This is a genomic window from Shewanella aestuarii (assembly GCF_011765625.1).
Taxonomy (GTDB): Bacteria; Pseudomonadota; Gammaproteobacteria; order Enterobacterales; family Shewanellaceae; genus Shewanella; species Shewanella aestuarii_A.
This window is the reverse complement of record NZ_CP050313.1, coordinates 2,305,857-2,324,673: the sequence shown is the minus strand read 5'-3', so window position 1 is coordinate 2,324,673 and position 18,817 is coordinate 2,305,857. Positions and strand designations below refer to the sequence as shown.

The 18,817-nt window shown below is 42.5% G+C and carries 10 protein-coding genes and 1 pseudogene; 4 read left to right on the top strand and 7 right to left on the bottom strand.

All coding sequences use genetic code 11. The annotated features are described in order from the left end of the window. Nucleotides 1-9 precede the first annotated feature (9 nt). The 4 genes from HBH39_RS10395 (at nt 10) to HBH39_RS10380 (ending at nt 3,868) form a co-directional block, all read left to right on the top strand. Nucleotides 10-480 carry a nitrate reductase cytochrome c-type subunit gene (locus HBH39_RS10395; protein WP_167678013.1) on the top strand — a complete coding sequence of 157 codons (471 nt, stop codon included), beginning with the start codon at nt 10-12 and terminating at the stop codon, nt 478-480. Nucleotides 481-500: 20 nt separating this feature from the next. Beyond that, nucleotides 501-1,088: a cytochrome c3 family protein gene (locus HBH39_RS10390; RefSeq protein ID WP_167680045.1), complete on the top strand. Its 588-nt coding sequence runs from the start codon at nt 501-503 to the stop codon at nt 1,086-1,088. Between the two features lie 214 nt (nt 1,089-1,302). Then, nucleotides 1,303-3,150, top strand: a complete 1,848-nt coding sequence (locus HBH39_RS10385; RefSeq protein ID WP_244325638.1) for an ABC transporter substrate-binding protein — start codon at nt 1,303-1,305, stop codon at nt 3,148-3,150. Beyond that, on the top strand, nt 3,137-3,868 hold the full coding sequence (locus HBH39_RS10380; protein WP_167678011.1) for a substrate-binding periplasmic protein: 732 nt from the start codon (nt 3,137-3,139) through the stop codon (nt 3,866-3,868). Before HBH39_RS10385 ends, HBH39_RS10380 begins: the two co-directional genes overlap by 14 nt. Nucleotides 3,869-3,984: 116 nt before the next feature. Here HBH39_RS10380 and HBH39_RS10375 read toward each other — a convergent pair whose 3' ends face one another. The 7 genes and pseudogenes from HBH39_RS10375 to HBH39_RS10345 form a co-directional block, all read right to left on the bottom strand. Next, a complete protein-coding gene (locus HBH39_RS10375; RefSeq protein WP_167678009.1) occupies nt 3,985-4,989 on the bottom strand; it encodes a D-alanine--D-alanine ligase in 1,005 nt (334 codons plus the stop codon). Nucleotides 4,990-5,167: 178 nt separating this feature from the next. After that, a complete protein-coding gene (recD, locus tag HBH39_RS10370) occupies nt 5,168-7,216 on the bottom strand; it encodes an exodeoxyribonuclease V subunit alpha (protein ID WP_167678007.1) in 2,049 nt (682 codons plus the stop codon). Continuing rightward, nucleotides 7,210-10,932 carry an exodeoxyribonuclease V subunit beta gene (gene recB, locus HBH39_RS10365; RefSeq protein ID WP_167678004.1) on the bottom strand — a complete coding sequence of 1,241 codons (3,723 nt, stop codon included), beginning with the start codon at nt 10,930-10,932 and terminating at the stop codon, nt 7,210-7,212. Before recB ends, recD begins: the two co-directional genes overlap by 7 nt. A gap of 4 nt (nt 10,933-10,936) precedes the next feature. Then, nucleotides 10,937-14,607: pseudogene (gene recC / locus HBH39_RS10360) on the bottom strand (exodeoxyribonuclease V subunit gamma). A 74-nt stretch (nt 14,608-14,681) separates the two neighbouring features. Then, nucleotides 14,682-16,748 carry a transglutaminaseTgpA domain-containing protein gene (locus HBH39_RS10355; RefSeq protein ID WP_167678002.1) on the bottom strand — a complete coding sequence of 689 codons (2,067 nt, stop codon included), beginning with the start codon at nt 16,746-16,748 and terminating at the stop codon, nt 14,682-14,684. After that, on the bottom strand, nt 16,738-17,847 hold the full coding sequence (locus HBH39_RS10350; RefSeq protein ID WP_167678000.1) for a DUF58 domain-containing protein: 1,110 nt from the start codon (nt 17,845-17,847) through the stop codon (nt 16,738-16,740). The genes HBH39_RS10355 and HBH39_RS10350 overlap by 11 nt, the downstream gene beginning before the upstream one ends. A gap of 10 nt (nt 17,848-17,857) precedes the next feature. After that, on the bottom strand, nt 17,858-18,769 hold the full coding sequence (locus tag HBH39_RS10345; protein WP_167677998.1) for an AAA family ATPase: 912 nt from the start codon (nt 18,767-18,769) through the stop codon (nt 17,858-17,860). Nucleotides 18,770-18,817: the final 48 nt, after the last annotated feature.

Sequence of the window (18,817 nt, the reverse complement as noted above, 5' to 3'; positions counted from 1 at the left end):
AGAATAACCATGAATGCTCGTAAATTGATATCTATGGTCGCGCTATTAGGTTTGTCATTTAGCATAATGGCTGCCAGTGTACCAGAAGAGAAAATTGCTACCTTACGTTTAGCGCCTTTGAATGTTGAGCCAACACCGCCTGCTATGCAGCAAGTGATTAACTCAGACGTTAAACAGGTGAGAAACTACCCAATGCAGCCACCTATTATTCCGCATAAGATTGACGGTTATCAGATTGATCTTAAAGTGAATAAATGTATGCAGTGTCATGCTAGAAATAGCACTGGTCACTCGCAAGCGCCGATGGTGAGTGTGACCCATTATATGGATCGTGATAATAACTTTTTGGCTGAGCTTTCGCCTCGTCGTTATTTCTGTACTCAATGCCATGCGCCGCAGTTAGATGCAAAAATATTGGTTGAAAACGACTTTGTTGATATTGACCATCTATTGAAGTCTGCTGCATCTGCTAAGCAATAGGAGCACTTATGTTAGCTAATTTGTTTGTAAAGCTAAAGTTAGTATGGAAGGTGCTTAATCGTCCAAGTGTACATTTTAGTCTGGGCTTTTTGACATTAGGTGGTTTCGTGGCTGGTGTTATTTTCTGGGGTGGATTTAATACCGCTTTAGAAGTCACCAACCAAGAGCAATTCTGTATTGGTTGCCATGAAATGGAGAATAACGTCTATCAGGAACTGCAAAGTACCATTCACTTTACTAACCGAAGTGGTGTGCGTGCAACCTGTCCTGATTGTCATGTTCCTCATAACTGGACCGACAAAATTGCCCGTAAAATGCAGGCTTCAAAAGAAGTTTGGGGGAAAGTTTTCGGCACAATCAACACTCGTGAGAAATTTGAAGCTAAGCGACGTGAGTTGGCAGAACATGAGTGGGACCGCTTAAAAGCGAATGATTCATTAGAATGTCGTAATTGTCATAACTTCGATTACATGGATTTTACTCGTCAATCTAAGCGAGCATCACAAATGCACTCGACATCTCTGGCGAGTGGTGAAAAAACTTGTATTGACTGCCACAAAGGTATTGCGCATCAATTACCTGATATGGCTGGCGTCGAAGGGTTTTAAGTTGCTAGTTTAGTCACAAAAGATCAGTAAATTACTGATCTTTTTTTTTGCTTGTTATTTTGTATTTTGGTTTAACAATTACATTCTTACCAGCTTTCACTTTGCTATTAAACTTTCGTTAATTAAGCGCAAAAATGACAATCTATTTATCGATTCTTAGTCTATTATTAACGGATAATAATAAAGAATGACCAATCACATGGTGGATCATACAATGATTAAATGCCTGACGTGCATATGGCAAAGTATCAAGCAACAAAATGGTCGTTTCTACTCGAGCAAATCACTGTTCATGGTCAACTTAATTATTACTTCAGCGCTGTTTATTTTATCAATTTCTTGTGTATCCAGTTCCACTCTCAGCAATCTTGATTTAGCCACATCTCAGCCAGCGTTAAATGCTCAACCGCTGTCAGCCAATCCAGTAACACTTTCTGCATCTGTTCCTAAATGGATTATTGCTGAGTTACAGCCCACTTCGCTTTCAAGCGAGCAACAGCAACAAGAGTTACAGTGGTTTAGACAAACCGGAGCGCCATTTAACGGCATGACAATCCGAGTGGTTTCAGAGCAAATTAATACCCATCAATATGAGTCACAAGTGCTTGCAAAAGCCTTTTATGAATTAACAGGCATTCATGTTATCCATGAACTTACGGGTGAGGATGATGTCATTAAGAAGCTTTCTGCACAAATTATGACCGGACATAATTTGTATGATGCTTATATCAATGACAGTGATTTAATTGGTAGTCATTTTCGCAGTCATGCTATCACCTCGATAACTGAACTTATTCAAACTGAAGATGGCAAATATCTACTTCCGACGCTTGATATCAATGACTTTATTGGTTTGAAGTTTACTACAGGCCCTGATGGCATTATTTATCAATTGCCCGACCAACAATTTGCTAATTTATATTGGTATCGAAGCGACTGGTTTGAAGACCCAAAGCTTAAAGCACAATTTAAACAAGCTTACGGTTATGAGTTAGGCATACCACAAAATTGGCAAGCATATGAAGATATAGCTAAATTTTTTAGTCATGATATTGGTGTCATAGATGGGGTTAAGGTGTATGGGCATATGGATTATGCAGCAAGAGATCCATCACTGGGCTGGCGTATCTCAGATGCTTGGTTGTCTATGGCTGGTGTAGGTGATACCGGCTTACCAAATGGTTTACCGGTTGATGAATGGGGGATCAGGGTCGAGGCTTGCCGGCCTGTCGGTGCAAGTGTTGAACGGGGCGGGGCATTAAATAGCCCTGCTGCTGTGTATGCCATTGATAAATTTATCTCTTGGTTAGAATATGCCCCCACTCAAGCGAGAGAGTTAACCTTTTCTGAAGCTGGAAAGTGGCCTGCGAAAGGACAAATTGCCCAACAAATTTTTTGGTACACCGCGTTTGTTGGGGATTTAACAAATAAGTCACTCCCGATAGTCAATGAGGATGGTACCCCGAGGTGGAAAGTCGCGCCTTCACCAGTGGGAAAATACTGGCAGCAGGGTATGAAGTCAGGTTATCAAGATACCGGCGCGTGGACATTTTTGAACAATACCCCTAAAGACAGACAGCTCGCCGCTTGGTTGTATGCTCAATTTGTAGTGTCAAAATCGGTTACACTGAAAAAACTACTCACAGGGCATACCCCCATTAGGTTATCAGATGTTGAGTCACCTGTGATGACGCAACAAGCACCGTATTTAGGTGGTTTAGTGGAGTTTTATCGCAGCCAAGCGCGAAATGTATGGACCCCAACCGGGACGAATGTGCCTGATTATCCTGAGATGGCAGGGTTTTGGTGGCAATACATCAGTGACATAGTGCATGGTAAATATAGTGTGCAGCAGGGGCTTGATTTATTTGCTGCAAAAATGGACTCACATCTTGCTAAGCTTGAAGTGTCAATGGCTGATAAGCCTTGTGCCCCCAAACTGAATCCTGCAAAAGACAAGTCATTTTGGCTCAATCAATCTGGCGCGCCAAAATCTGAAGTAGTAGAAGAACCAGTAGGTAAAACTTTACCTTATAAGGAGGCTATTCTTGTTTGGCAATAATCGCTGGATATTAACGTTATGCTGTTTGGTTTGCGTTAGCTTGCCAACGGTTGATGCGAGCGAAAAAATGACTGTTATCACCTATCAAGAGGAGCCATTTGCTCATCAAGTCAAAGGGGTGAAACAGGGGATGGTGATTGAACTCATTGAAAAGCTATTTAATCAGGCCGGGATTGACTACGAAGTTATTTTTTATCCTTTAAAGCGCGGTATGGCGATGGCAAAGAGCCATCAAAATACCTGTGTGTTACCTATTGAGCGAAGTCAGCAACGTGAAAGCCAATATCGTTGGCTAGGCCCAGTGCTATTATCTCGCTATGGTTTTTATAGTAAAAAGGCGTTAACAACACCGCTTATTACACTAGACGATGCCAAATCTTATCGCATAGGCAGTTTTTTAGGCAGTGGTGTCGGAGAATATTTAGCTAATTACGGCTATCAAGTTGAATTAGCCAATAATGATTCGCTTAATTTAAGAAAGCTTGCCCGAGGGCGCATTGAGTTGTGGGCTGCTGATGTGGTCACGGCAAAATCGATTATGAACAAAGAGGGGATTAATGTCGGTGAGCCTGAATTAGTCTTTTTTACCTCAATTAGAGCAATGGCATGTCATTTAAGCATGGACGAAGCACGCCACAAAGCGTTATCTGAGGCGCTGCTAGTTTTGTATCAAAGTGGCTATATGACAGAGTTAAATACTAAGTATGGTTTAAAGTGATATTGGTCATCTTGGTCATCTTGGTCATTTTGAACGGATTTTAGCGTGTGAAACGCAAAGCTTAAAGCCCTATTTGAACAGTCAAATAGGGCTTTAAATCATAAAGATGTAGATATTTATTTAAGTTGTGACTCAATGATTTGAGTTAAATATTCACTAAAATCATGACCATGATGTGCCAGCATTTTAGGGAACATTGAGATCGGCGTTAACCCAGGGAAGGTATTGATTTCATTCAATAGAATTTGATTATCAGCGGTTAAAAAGAAATCGATACGTGATAAATGACGTAACTTCATGCCTTTAAACACTTTAACGGCGTATGCACGAATTTGATCGCTTACTTCAGGGCTAATATTGATGGCTTCAACATGGGTTTTGGCTTTACTACTGCTGTTGTATTTTTCATCAAAGGTGTAAAAATTGTTGCTGTCGCACACAATCTCACCCGGCTTAGTTGCAATAATGTCACCTTGGTATTCATATACAGCAACCTCAAGCTCACGTGCAACCACGGTTTGCTCAACAATCACATAAGGAGCATAGCTAAAGGCTTGTTGTAACGTGGTCGTAATTTGGCTTTTATCATCGACTTTATAACAACCAACAGACGAGCCTTGTGAAGCGGCTTTAATGAATACTGAGCCCCATTGATCAAATGCAGCTTGTGTTTGTTCGATAGCAGCTTGATCAAATTGATGTAAAAATACATAAGGGGTATTTGGGATCCCTAAAGCACTAAACCACATTTTAGCGGTAATTTTATTAAAACAGTTGCTGGAGGCTTCAGATTCACAGCCAAAATAAGGTAACTGAATTAAATTAAAATAGGATTGAATATCACCGGTTTCAGCCGGGTAGCCGTGAATACAAGGGATCACATAATCAACAGGCCAAACTGGTTTCGAGTCATCTTCAAAGCGTACTTCGCGACGATTTGTTAGTTCACATTGTTGACCGTCTTGGGTTTTATAATGACCAAATTTGTCGAGCTCTAGCTTCAGCACCGAGAATTTATCTGACTTAGCCAATGACGTTTCAAAAAATTTAACCGACATCAATGAAATGTCATGTTCTGCGCCGCCACCGCCACATATCAGCAGCAGATTTATCTTTGGCATGGGTGCTCCTAAAAAAATGAGAATAAAAAACTAAGCATGCTTATGATAATGAGCCAGTATAGGCTTTAGCAAGCTAGGGTTAACAATATTTAAAAACAAACATCAAATAGGTATAAAGTGTGCAGATTAACCGCGTTTTATGCCTATTTATCAACCAGTTTGTTTGAATCGATTTGGTTTAGTTATGCCATAACCTTTGAGCTAATCCTGAAGCCCTGAGCGTAACTTGCTTCACCGCACGTTCAAATACCTGTGCACTTCCTAAACAGTAGAAATGATTTTTAGCTCGGGTGATGGCGGTATACACCAATTCTTTCGTCAGTAACTGCCACTGAGCAACACTTGGGCGCTGTGGTAATACAAAACTGACCTTATCAAATTCACTGCCTTGTGATTTATGTACTGTCATGGCAAAACAAGTGTCGTGTTTAGGCAGTCGAGCGGGCAATACTTTTAATAAACTGCCATCGGCTTTAATAAAATGTGTCATTAATCGTGATGGATTGAGTTCATCTTGCAGTACTAGCCCAATGTCACCATTAAATAAACCCAAGTTGTAATCATTACTTTGAATAATGATTGGTCTGCCTAGGTAAAACTCGTGTTTAGGTTCAATTAGCTTGGCTTGGCGAAGGCTATCGGTAATGGCGATATTCATTCCATCAACGCCGTATTCACCGGCCCGCATCGCGCAAAGCATCCGATACTGATTATATTGCTCGATAATCTGTTGCGGGCTATAGCTATGCTGGGTGTCTTGTTGATTGGCTTGGATCATGGCCAAATAAGGTTGGTATGCCTCGACTGAGAGGGTGAGTAATTGCTGTTTTCCTAAGTTGTCTTGTTGATGATTGAGCTGATGTTCAAACCAATTTAGCTCAGCATATCCCCTTCGCCAAACCTGACGAACGTTATCCACATTGGATGAATTGACTGCGTTTGCTAGCATGCCGATACCCGCATCACCTTTAAAGCGATGGCTGTGCATTAACATGCAAAGGCTATCGCCAAATGGTTGGTTAGTGCTAATAAATTGGCTAACATCTTGTTGGGTAAGCTGCTTAATTGTGTCTGCTTGTTGCCTACTGTAATGCATTCGCCAAGTTGAGATGGCTTGCATATCTTGGTCAGTGTTTTTCAAGCCTGCGCAAATGTCGGCCAGTACCGCACCAGCTTCAACAGAGGCCAATTGATCTTGATCGCCCAGTAAAATTAATCTTGCTTGTGCAGGCAAGGCGCTCAGCAATTTATACATCATAGGTAAATCTACCATTGAGGCTTCGTCCACCACGAGTAAATCTAATCGCAATGGATTGTCCTTATGATGACGAAATTGATGAGAGTGGGGGATAACCCCAAGCAATCGATGCAAGGTAGAGGCTTCTTCCGGAATGGCTGCAAGTGCGCTGAGTAATACAGGCTGATTGGCGCTGTTATCTTGAGCCAACTCACTGCGCAATCGATTTTTAGAGGCCTTGATGGATTCACTCAAACGTGCCGCTGCTTTACCGGTTGGCGCAACCAAACGAATGGTGAGCTTGGCTGATTCAGTTTGTTGTGTTTGCAGTAATAACAATAGCTTGGTAACCGTGGTGGTTTTTCCTGTTCCAGGGCCGCCGGTAATGACGGCGAGTGCTTTGGTTAATGCGGTAGCCGTGGCAATTTTTTGCCAATTTAGCTGACCGTTTAACTCTGGCTGAATAGGAAACAAAGCCGTTAAGTAGCTAGGCAACTGAGGATTATTGGTGGCTATGTTGGTTTGCGATAATTGTTTTAGTTTATTGGCGACTTGGGTTTCAAAAAAGAAATACTTGTTTAAATACAATCTGCCGTTATCTAAAATCATCGGTGTATCTGTGTCACTAGTTTCGATGTTAGAGACGGTTGTCACCGCATAAAACTTACCAATACTATCAATAACTTGCTGATGAGTAACTGTAATTTGGCAAGATGCATTATCAGCCATTGCATAAGGATGATGGCCAATATCTTCTGCCATGGGATTTGCTAGCTCAATACTGCTAATTAATAAGCAACTGTGTTGATTTGATAATTGCTGACTTAACATGGCGCAGATTAACAAAAATAGATCATAATCAGCATCATCAGAGCTCAAGCCTTCAATAGCCGCCAGCTCAAGAGCAAAATGGCGATCAAGTGGGGTAATTAATTTTGCTTGTTGCCAGTCTTTAAGGAGCTGTGCCATTGGTTTTGTCGTTGTTAGCATGCTTCACTCCCTACGGGTTGACTGAAAAGGCTGTCAAGTTGGTCGATTAACGCCGCATCTGGTTTATCAAAAAATACTCCAGAGCCAAGAGACTCAGGGCTCATTCCGCGTAAGAATAAATAAAAGCAGCCACCAATATGAACATCATACTGATAATGGGGTAAACGCAATTTTAAGTAGCGGTGCAATGCCAAGGTATACAACAGATATTGTAAATTATATCTATGACTATTAATGGCTTCGCTCATTGCGTGGTGATTGTAGTGTTGTAACTGATTGCCTAAATGATTCGACTTGTAATCGGCAATAAAGTATTGGCCTTGATGTTCAAAAACTAAATCAACAAAACCTTTCAACATGCCTTTTAAGGTGTCAAAACTGAAGTTGTTAATGTATCCATATTGCGCGAGTAAGGCATTGAGTTTGGTCGCATTAAGCTGGCTGATAGGTAAGTAAAACTCCATCTCAACCAAGGTTTGATTGGCCGTTAATTGCGCTAAACACAGCTGGCTATGATCGGGTTTAATCAAGGGCGTGTGGAGGATATCGTGATACCAAGCCGTTAGCGGAGCTAACCAGGTTTGTTGATCAAAACCATATTGCTTCATGGCCTCAATTAATGCGGGCTCCAATTCGGTTTCAGCTTGCGTAAAATCAAATAGCTCTAATACCAAGTGCATAAAACTACCCGCATTCGCGCCACGTTCGAAGCTGAAACGATTTAACGCCAGTGTGTTTGGGTTGTCTTCAACAAGCGCGCTATCTTGAGTAAAATCTTCATCATCCGCTCCGGGGCTGACTTTTTCATGGGGAAGGTGTTTGACTAAACCGGAATAACTGCCCACTCGCCAAGGTAAACCCATTTTTCGTTGGGTAGATTTGGCACTAAGTTGAACATTGTGTGCTTGGTTATCTTCAAATACGCTGCTGTCAGGCACGCTTGCAACCTCATCGATACTAATGGCATCAATACTCGCTAGTGCCTTGGCTTGCTTTTCAAGTAACTCGCCGTCACAGTTTTTATCTTTAATACCCAATAAATAGCCGATAGCGGTTTCATATAACTGTGAGCTGATCCCTGCTTTAAGCAGCTTAGATTGGTTGGCAATATAGAGATAACAGGCATAAACAGGGCGGGTTAACGCGACATAAAGTAAGCGTAAATCTTCAGCCAGAGTCTCTTTTTTGTATTGTTCATAGGCTTCATCAGAGCCTTGAATATCCCAAATCAGTTTGCCATTAGCGTGATAAAGTAGCGGTTCTGGCCGTTGAGTTCCGCCACGGGCTAGACTCACAAACGGTATAAAACAAATAGGATATTCCAGTCCTTTTGATTTATGGATAGTAATGATTTGCACTAAGTTTTGTTCGCTTTCCAAACGAAGTTGCTGCTCGTCTTTACCTTGGTTATCAATTAATTGTTGCTCAAACCAGTTTATCAGTGCGCTGCTGCCGTCAAGCTCAGTGGCTTTTTGTTGTAGTAGCTCACCTAAGTGGCGAAAATCGGTTAATCGGCGTTCGCCCGATGCATCAAGATTGACCTCTTCATCGTCAGTTTGCTCTGTTTCGCCTTCTGGTGTTTGTACGGCGTTTTTAGCCAATAATCTATGTACAAGATTACGATCGTTAGCAAGGCTCAGCAGGGCAGGCATAATGCCATTTCTAACCCATAACTCGTGCCAGTGAGTAAACTCATCTAGCACCTGTTGGCGTGCATCTTCATTATGATTAAATTGATCAATTTGCTGTGCCGTATAACCAAAAAGTGACGTTGCCAGTGCTGCGCGAATACGAGGTTCATCCTTAGGATTGGCGAGGGCCCGTAATATGAGGGCTAACTCGCTGGCTTCATTGGTGGCAAATACACTGTCTCGGCTTAAAAACACTGCGCCAATGTTACGGGCGCTGAGTGCTTTTTTTACGATTGCGGCTTCGTTTCTATCACGAACTAATACGGCAATGTTTTTGGCAATTAGCGGCTTATCTTTTATACAACATTGACCACGCTGTGCTTCGGTTAATAAGCGTTTAATTTCGGCTGCGGTGTCACTGGCTAAAATGTGTCGGGCAGTGGGCTTATTTAAGCCGTTATCTGGGTCCTCTTTAAGAATTTTTATTCTCAATGCCGCTGTTTGTGGCGTTGCTTCTTGCAGTGTTTTTTGATTGGCTGAATCAGGCGTTTTTACCACATCATATGGAATAGCATCGCTAATAAATGGGTTTGCATGCTGATTAAATACATGATTCACTCCATCAACCAATGCGGTAGATGAACGGTAGTTCGTGTCTAAGTTGTAGAGCTTTTGTGTTTGATTACGAGCGCTAATATAGGTAAAAATATCGGCACCTCGAAACGCATAAATCGCTTGTTTTGGGTCGCCAATCATCAATAAGCCTAAGCTTGACTGTGCAGCTTGATAAGGTGTGGTAGCAGCATTTGCATCATTTTCAGTATTCGCGCTTATATCCGAGTCAGGCAGTGTTACTAACGCAGGTGTTTGATAAACCATATTAAAAATTTTAAATTGCAATGGGTCTGTATCTTGAAACTCATCAATTAATGCAATGGGAAATCGCTTGGCGATAGCGGTCGCTAAAGTGTGCGGGTTAGCATCCAAAGCGGCGGCTAAACTGGTGAGCAAATCATCAGGCGTCATTAAATTACGCTGATTTTTTTGCTGGATAAAGCGCTGTTTGATCCCAGCTTGCGCGCGTACTAAAAACGCTGGAATGATATCGTTTATCATCGCTAATAAATCGTCGATTTGCGCTAGCAGCGGGGCCTCTTTCGACGTCGGGAGTACTCCGCCTTTATTCAGTTTTAAATCGGATAAGGCTAATTGCGTTAAGGTTTTTTGCGGGGGTAAGCCTTGGCCATAACTAACCCAGTTGGTTAACTCATCAAATAATTTGGCTAATTTAGGGTAGCCGTCACTGGCTTTACCAAAGCGTGAGCCGTTAAGTGGCAAGTTAGTTAATAACTCAAAGGTGGCCTCTTGTTGCGCCGTCCAAGCTAATTTAAAACGATTGATGCTAGTAATGAGCTCTTGGCTTAGGCTGACAAACTCTTTCGGCGTAGTTGATGGCTGCGCTTCACTTGCGCCTAATAAGCGCCGTACTTTAGCGGCTAGTTTTTCAGGTTCAACAAAATGCTTATCAATTTGCTGCGCCATCATCATAGGTAGTGGGTAACAGACTTCGCGCCAAAAATCGCGCACAGCATGATGCAAGTATTCGCTGTCATCTAAGGTGAACTCTGACTCAAATAATAATGATGATTCAAAAGCCATGTCAGACAACACTCGCTGACAAAAACCATGAATGGTAAAAATAGCGCCTTCATCAAGGGATTTTAGTGCTAAGTCAAAACGCTTTAAGGCTATGGGCCGTTCACTTTCAACGGTTTGTGCATATAAGGTTTCGATAAAAGGATCATTGACCGTCAGCCCTAAAAAGCATTTATAGGCTAATTGGATCCGTTTTCTGATCCTGTCTCGTAACTCTTCTGTTGCCGCATTGGTAAAGGTTACCACCAGAATTTGCTCACAAGTCAGCGGTGTTTGTCCGCCATGGCCTAGCAGTAAGCGTAAATATAAACCGGAAATCGTATAGGTTTTGCCTGTGCCAGCGCTGGCTTCAATTAAGCTTGAACCGGTGAGTGGCAGAGTTAACGGATCAAGCGCCTGTACTTTATTTGAGGTAGCGGGTGTATTCATGATGCTAGTACTCCCCAGCGCCGTTAGTTGTGGTTTGAGTGTGTTGCACATGGATGCCATTTGCTTGGTTATGGGGAATATCACCACTCACAAATGCCTCCAGCATACTGAGCTTATCTTGATGGTATTGACTGAGCATTGGGTTTAGTAACTCATTGACTAATAGTCCAAATGTTTGTTCAGTAAAATCATTAGGAAAACTAAATAATCGTTGATAATGTGGGTCAAACCCTTCACCGGTTTGTGATTGTTCATTACGCCATTGCTTTTGGGCAACAGCCATTTTTTGTTGATGATCGCCTTCGGTTTGCACATACAACCAAGCGGTGCGAGGTGCAAAGCAAAGTGGTTGTGTTTGGCCACTTAAGTAAGCAGATATAAATTGCTGTAATTGTTTGTGTGCTTGATCTGCGTTGATTGGGGCAAAACTATGGAAGTGTCCCATATCTAATAAGTAGCTGTATTTATTATGCCCTTGGGCATTTAAGCAAAGGTGACGCACATAAAACTGTACTAAGTCGCGGCCATGAGCACTGCCAGGGCGATAACTTATCAGGCCTTTTGGGCTAACATCGTCAATTCGACCCACTAAGGTTAATGAGGTGACGGTATGGTAAATGGGGTGAGTGATGCTAAAACTTAAATCGATATTCACCGCATTACTGGCTTGGTTATCGGTTAAAAAACTCAGGCGATTAACCAATGGGGCAATATCTGCACGATATTGGTTTAATAAAATATCATCAAAGGGCGACATTGGCAGATCCCCACTGGTTTTTATCTGCTTAATGAGACCGAAATCAATTTGCTCATTGCCGCTGTCTAACGCGGAGTCAATCAAACTTAATTGCAACTGATAGCGTTGTAAGCCATTTAAGCTAAAAGGCTCATCGTTGTCATCAGCTTGGATATTGATGGACAAATCTACTTTTAAGCTGCGATTAAAAAAGAATTGAGCAGGGTTTCTGAAAAAGCGAATTAATGCCGACAGTTCTAGTTCAGTTTGGCCTTGAGGGTGTAATTCATCGTCATCTTGATCCTCGCGAAGGATGGGGTTGTGTACATCATAAAAGCGATGATCAAAATGGTGCTCATTATTAGGCGGACACCAACGGCTATGATAACTTTGCTGCGCTGAGTTTGGCATAAATAGCTTGCTGTCAAATGGCTGTAGCGGTTGTACTTGAATTAACTGCTGAGCCACTTGCTGTTCAATCCTTTCGATAAGCTGACTGAGTTCAGCCTTTGTGTTTGGCACTTGATTAAGTTCGCTTTGAATATGACTTGGAATATAAGACAGTTGGCAAAACTCAATCAACTCTGAGACCAGCATAGACGGGATCCGCTCAGTGTTATCGCGCTCACTGTGGCCAATATAACTGATATAAAGCTGCTCGCGTGCGGACAATAAGGCTTCTAAAAAGAGGTATCTGTCATCTAGACGACGGGAACGGTCACCTTTTTGTGGGCCAAAGTGCGCCATTAAGTCAAAGCCAACAGGGTGTTGTACCCGCGGATAAACGCCGTCATTCATCCCCAGTAAACACACCACTTTAAACGGAATTGAACGCATTGGCATTAAGGTACAAAAGTTAACGCTTCCTGCAAGATAACGCTGGCCGACACGGGAGTCGGTTAGCTTTTGCATAAACCATTGCTTTAGTACATCAATATGTAGCTCGCTTTGGTGTTTCGCTTCTTGTAACTCTTTGCTTAAGCTAACCAGCGCTTCACGTATGGTGACCACTTGCTGCTGTTCATCGTCATCGGCAAGATAAAAATCTTCAATTAATTGATTAATTTGCTCAAGACAAGAATCGGTATCGCAAGGCTTTGCGAAGGAAAGAGCAAATGCATCTACGGCTTCTAAAAAGTTAAGGAGTTTACCTAAAGCCTGCGCCGATTGGCCTTCAACGCTGGTGACAGCCAAGGTGTCGTGATACAGATTGGCCTCGTCATGTAGGGCATAGCCTAAAATGAGTCGCTTAATCCCAAATGCCCACGAATTTTGCCCAAAAGCGGGTAAGCCTAATTGACTGCGGCTTGTCTCGTCTCTTCCCCAGCGCACGTTGGCTTCATCAAGCCAACGTTTGAGTATATGATAATCGTCATCATCTAATTCAAAGCGTCTTAAAATAGCTGGCACTTCTAGAATTGATAACACCTCAGTTAAGCCAAAACGGCTTTGATTAATGTTGAGTAGTGTCAGAAAACTATTAATAAGCGTGGATTCTTGTGCTGCACCGCGATCGGCTATGGCATAAGAAATAGCGAATTGATTTGCTTGTTCATCAGCTGGATGATGGCGATGTTGCTGGTAAAACTGGCTATTAGCCGTGCCAAAAACGGCATCAATATAAGGTGCGTAAGCCGCCACATCGGGCAGCATTACTACAATATCTTTGGGCTCTAAATCTGGCGAGTTATCCAGTAGTGCCATTAAATGATCATGTAAGGTTTCCACCTCACGTAGTGGGCTGTGGCAGCTTCTTAGGGTGATTGAATGGTCATCACTTTTTAGCTCGCGGCGTAAATCTACGGCTTGATATAAGCTAGGACCGGGCCCTAAAGCTTGCCCAAGGGTTTGCATTTGCAAAATATCGTACTGTACACCGTGCAATAAATTGTCGGTGGCCGGCTCGACATAACAATCATAGTTAAAGTTAGTGTTTTCAGGTGGTAAGCTTAATAGTAAGTCTAGTAACTCGCGGCCCATTTTGCCGTTGTTGGCCAGAATAGGATTACCTACTTCTAATTTTTGTTCCCAATCTTCCGCTAGCTGTTTTTTCTGACTATATTGCAGTGCCATTCTTGCCCTAACTTTGGGGTCGACGATATCCCCCAATAATGCTGACATGGACTTAGCGCCAACATAACCACTTCAATGCGGCTTGCTAATGCATGCAACACTTCCAAGGTTTGCGGTGGCATGGATGAAATACCAAACACAAATAATCGCTCAGGTAGCATGCTGATATCTGTGTCTGGGTTGGCTAAGGCCGCAAGTAACGACTGATGTAAATTAGCACGATGATAAGGGCTAGATTGCAGCTTATGCTTATTATACTCGACTAGCGCGCGCCACAATTTGGGTTGCCATTGCTGATTGGTATCTAATGTTAAGTGATGGGCGAGCTCGGTTAGTGGCTGGTTGTTTTCCCATAACGTTATCCAATCAGGGCGATAAACTAAATATTGGTCGAAGATATCAGCAATACGATTACATAATTGATAAAGCTTAATGGCATCATGACTTTGGTGCTGTTTTTGTAATTGAGATTGAGTATTTAGAGTATCGTCAGTCTTTTCAGCGGGAGTTTGACAGGATAAATATTGTGCTAAAGGTAAAAAGTCATCATCACTGAGCAAAGATGGCAATAAATCCATTAATTTCCATGTCATCGCCGCTTTGGTAAAGGCGTTTTCTTTTGGAACATCAGCAAGTAGCTGGTGGCAAAGTTGCCAAATAAAGCTGGAAGGGAGCGGAAAAGTCAGCGCGGCAGCAATGCCATTGTGTTTAGCAACTTCGAGTCTTAACCAAGTCGACATGCCGGGGCTTTGTACCAACACTTGTTCAGGCATCAATAAACTGCTGCCTGATAACGGGGTGGCTAGCATCTTGGCTAATTGCTCAGACAAGATTTCCATTTGATTCGATTGGATTAATGACAGCATAGGGCGCTCACATAAAAAGATATTGCTTCATTCTATGGGCTTAGAATACTGGCATCAATGATTAATTTGATTAATTATTTCAGTTGGTTAATCCATAACAGTTGTAACATTATTGACCAATATGTTCGATTAAACTGACGGCGATATTCTTGCTGCTGTGATGGGGTTAATGGCTGATATTTCAAGGCGATATAAGCTGTTGAAAATACCTCAAATTGATCTGCTAAGCCTGAATACTGCGCTGGCAAGGTGCATTTTACTTGCTCTGCAAAGGCCAACGCAGGACTTTGACGGGCTTTAACCACCCCTTTTTTTGCTAATCGTTGGCTAATATTTTGGTAACGACGGCTTAAGAATTCTTGTTTAGGCTTAATGTTCAACAACCCTGCATAGTAAGCAATCATTAAAAATATAAAGGCAAAACTGATTAACATCATAATGATAATGTTGCGGCTATTCACCTTACCCAGTAACTTTTGTAGCACCTGTTGTTTACGTTGTTCATCAAAGCCAAGTACCCACACACTCCAGTAATAATCAATACTGGCAAGTTGATTACGTAAATCATTTAACCAAGGATATTGTTTCATTCTTAGGCTGCTAAACGGCCTGTCTTGTAAGTAACTAGACTCGCTATCAAACATGGCATCAAAACCATCTAAAATGCGCTGCGGCGCTATCATGGCGGTTGGGTCAAAACGTTGCCAGCCTTGACCTTCAAACCAGACTTCTGTCCATGCGTGAGCCATGTATTGATAAACACTATAGTAACCAGCTTTAGGGTTGTACTCACCACCTTGATAGCCTGTCACCATGCGGGCTGGAATGCGACTTGCTCGGGCCATAAAGACTAAGGCCGAGGCATAATGGGCACAGAATCCCGCACGGTTTTCAAATAAAAAGTCATCGATTTGCTGATCGCCCAATGCCGGTGGGCTTAAGGTGTAATAATAAGCTTGTTCGGCAAAGTGGTTCATCATGGCGCTAATACGGGCTTTCGGCTCTGGGTACTTGTCGGCAAACTGCTGGGCTAAACGCCATGTTTGTGGGTTAGTATTGTCTGGTAAGGTTAAGTTGATGTTGCGGGTGGCAGCTGACAATCTCACATCCATTAAGCTGTTTGGATAAGAGATCACTCGATAACTTTGGCGCTGATCTACAGGCCTTAATGCAAACAAGCGATAATCTGGTAGCTCAATAATTTGGTTGTCTTGACTAAAGGCTTCATCAAGGCCATATAACCATTTTTGATGACTCGGTTCTGCAATCACAACATATTCCATGGTTGGCGTTTGTTGTGTGCTGCTTTGTGGTCGGTTTCGAAGCGGTTTTTGAAAATAAGCTTGGCGCTGAATATCTTTCATGCTCGGGTCTTGGCGCCAAGTCTTACCATCATAATTTTCCATTACTAATGTGCGCCAATAAAGCTGGTCATTTGTTGGGCCTGATGTGCTGCCATCTGGATTTTCAAATCCAACCCGAAATGCTAAATCTGGTGACCGCGTCAGTTTACTGATATCGCCAAATGAGACTTCATCAGATAAACCTGTAGTTGCCGATTTCATATTCGGCACCATCCACAAAGGCCCAAGGCGAGGGAATACCACAAACAATAGAATGGCTAAAGGCACACTTTGGAGAATGATTTTCACACTAAAGCGTAAGTTGGATAACGGTTTACCGCTATCTTGATACACACTAATTAACACACAAGTATTAATGATGGTCACAAGGGTTAAATGCAGGGTATTGATAATGGCTTGTTGGTCTAATAAGGTCAGCGCAATCAAAAAGTAGCCCACAAGTACCACAGTTTTTACATCGCGTTGTTGACGCATTTCAATATATTTAAGCGCATAGCCTAATAGTAATAAATTGATCAGGGCGTTCAATAGGCCGATCTCTCGCGAGACCAATGCCAGTGTTCCTGCCGCCCCAATAGCAAGGCTGCTAACAAGTAACTTAGGCGGGGCTGCCACCTTGCCAAAGTAAATCCCTATGCGCCAAACAAAACAGATGGCGCATATCGCCATTGTCCAAGGTGTTGTGTGGCCATATAAAGGTGATAACACGGCTACGTTGGTAATGAGTAACCAAAATAGCGTGTTACGGCTAATAATGCTGTCGAAATTATCTCGCATTATTTACCGCCTGCTCAAAGATATTGGTGTCATTGTCACGTTCTGGTTGCATTGACATCTCGGGGCGATATAAGGCAATGGCTTTTTGGCATGCTAGTCTATGCTGTTCACCACAATTTTGTGCCAGTGTTTGCTGATCTAGTATTAAACCAAATACTTGCTTGCGTTCACTGAGTTTATTCACTTGCCAGCTTAATTGACTTAACTTTAGCTCAAGGTTATCTGCAGTTTGCTCTGTTAAAGAAAGCCAAACAGGCATGCCCTCTGGCTCATTAAACTCTTTAGTTAACATGCCTTTACCTTGCGCCACTTGTTTCCACGCCACTTGTTTTAGTGATTCGCCTGTCACATAGCTTCTCAGGCCCGTGTAATCGTCAACCCCAGCTCGGGTTGTGCCATTAATTTGGTTATCATCTTGGGTGCTGCTTTGGCTTGTTAGTTTAATATCGCACTCAATGGGTTGAGCAAATACCAGCTGTTTTAAGTCTAAGTCCACATAAGACCAAGCTTTAAAAAGCCCAAGTGGAAAGTTAGACCAAACGGTTATTCTGCCAGGCCTTAACCAGCCTCGGCGAGGATTATCATAAAACACGGTTGCCACTGAATTTTCATCGGTTTGCTTTAAGCGAAAGTGACGCTGCTGGCTAAATTGCAAGCAAATTTGCTGATGGGTGGTTTCTGTATTTGTTTGTTTATTATGACCGGTTAGCAAAATGGGAAAAGAATGACTCTGATGGGCATAGGCATCTGCCGGCGCAACGGCACTAAAGGTGAGCCCTGCCAAATTTTTATAGCTGTAAATAATACAGGTATGAAACACGCTGCCTAGTAATAAGCTAAGTCCAATGACTAAGTTATTTTGATAATTGGTTCCAAATAAATACAAGAGCAATATTAATGCTAGCCATGCAAAACCAAAGGCACTGGGCAGAATAAAAATCCCTTTATGGCTAAGCGTGACTTTAGCTTGTGGCGGTAAGCGTTTGCTTATCCACCTAGACCAGCGTTGTTTGATGGAAGGTGGAATGTGACGAACCAACCAACTTGCTTGGTAGCTATCTTGGCTGGTGGATGACTTTTTTTTGAATAAAGCAAACATGCGTATACCCTTATAGGATCGGGTTAACACTGGCTAAAATAATATCTGATACGGCTTTACCCTGATACAGCCCATGGGCACTAATTCGGTGTTCAGCTACGGCATGAAATACCGCTTGAATATCTTCTGGCACTAGATAGTGACGCTGCTCAATCATGGCCCATGCTTTCGCTGCATGCAGTAAGGCGATACTAGCTCTTGGCGATAGCCCGGTGGTTTGGCCTTGTTGGCGTGAAAACTCCACTAGAGCTAATAAGTATTTTAATACCGCATCCGACGCTGACACGTTCGCCACTTGTTGTTGAAGTTGGCTAAGCTGGGTTGGTGTTAAGCATTGAGTCAATTCAACTCTTGCTTGACCTTGCTGCTGGGTTTTTAGCATTTGCATTTCAGCTTCAAGGCTGGGATAACCTATCGAAATACGCATCATAAAACGGTCGAGCTGTGATTCTGGTAAAGGGAAGGTGCCTGATTGGTCTTGTGGGTTTTGGGTGGCAATTACAAAAAATGGATTAGGTAATTTATAGGTATGGCCATCTTGGGTAATTTGCTGTTCTGCCATGGCCTCAAGTAATGCTGATTGGGTTTTTGGGCTGGCACGGTTGATCTCATCGGCTAATAGCATTTGGTTAAATATGGGCCCTTGATGAAACTCAAATTGTTGCTGTGCCTTGTTATAGATAGAAACACCTAGAATATCAGCGGGCAGCATGTCACTGGTAAATTGTATCCGCTGGTAGCTCATACCTAAACTACTGGCAATACCATGAGATAAACTGGTTTTGCCCATGCCGGGAAGATCTTCAATTAATAAGTGACCTTTGGCAAGAATGCAGGCAACCGCGAGTTTGATTTGTTGTGGCTTACCTAACAACACTTGCTGCAATTGGTTAATTAATTGACTTATGGCATGTTCTGACACGAAAGCTCCTTGTTATTATTGTTATCCCCATAGCTATTAAGCTAAGAG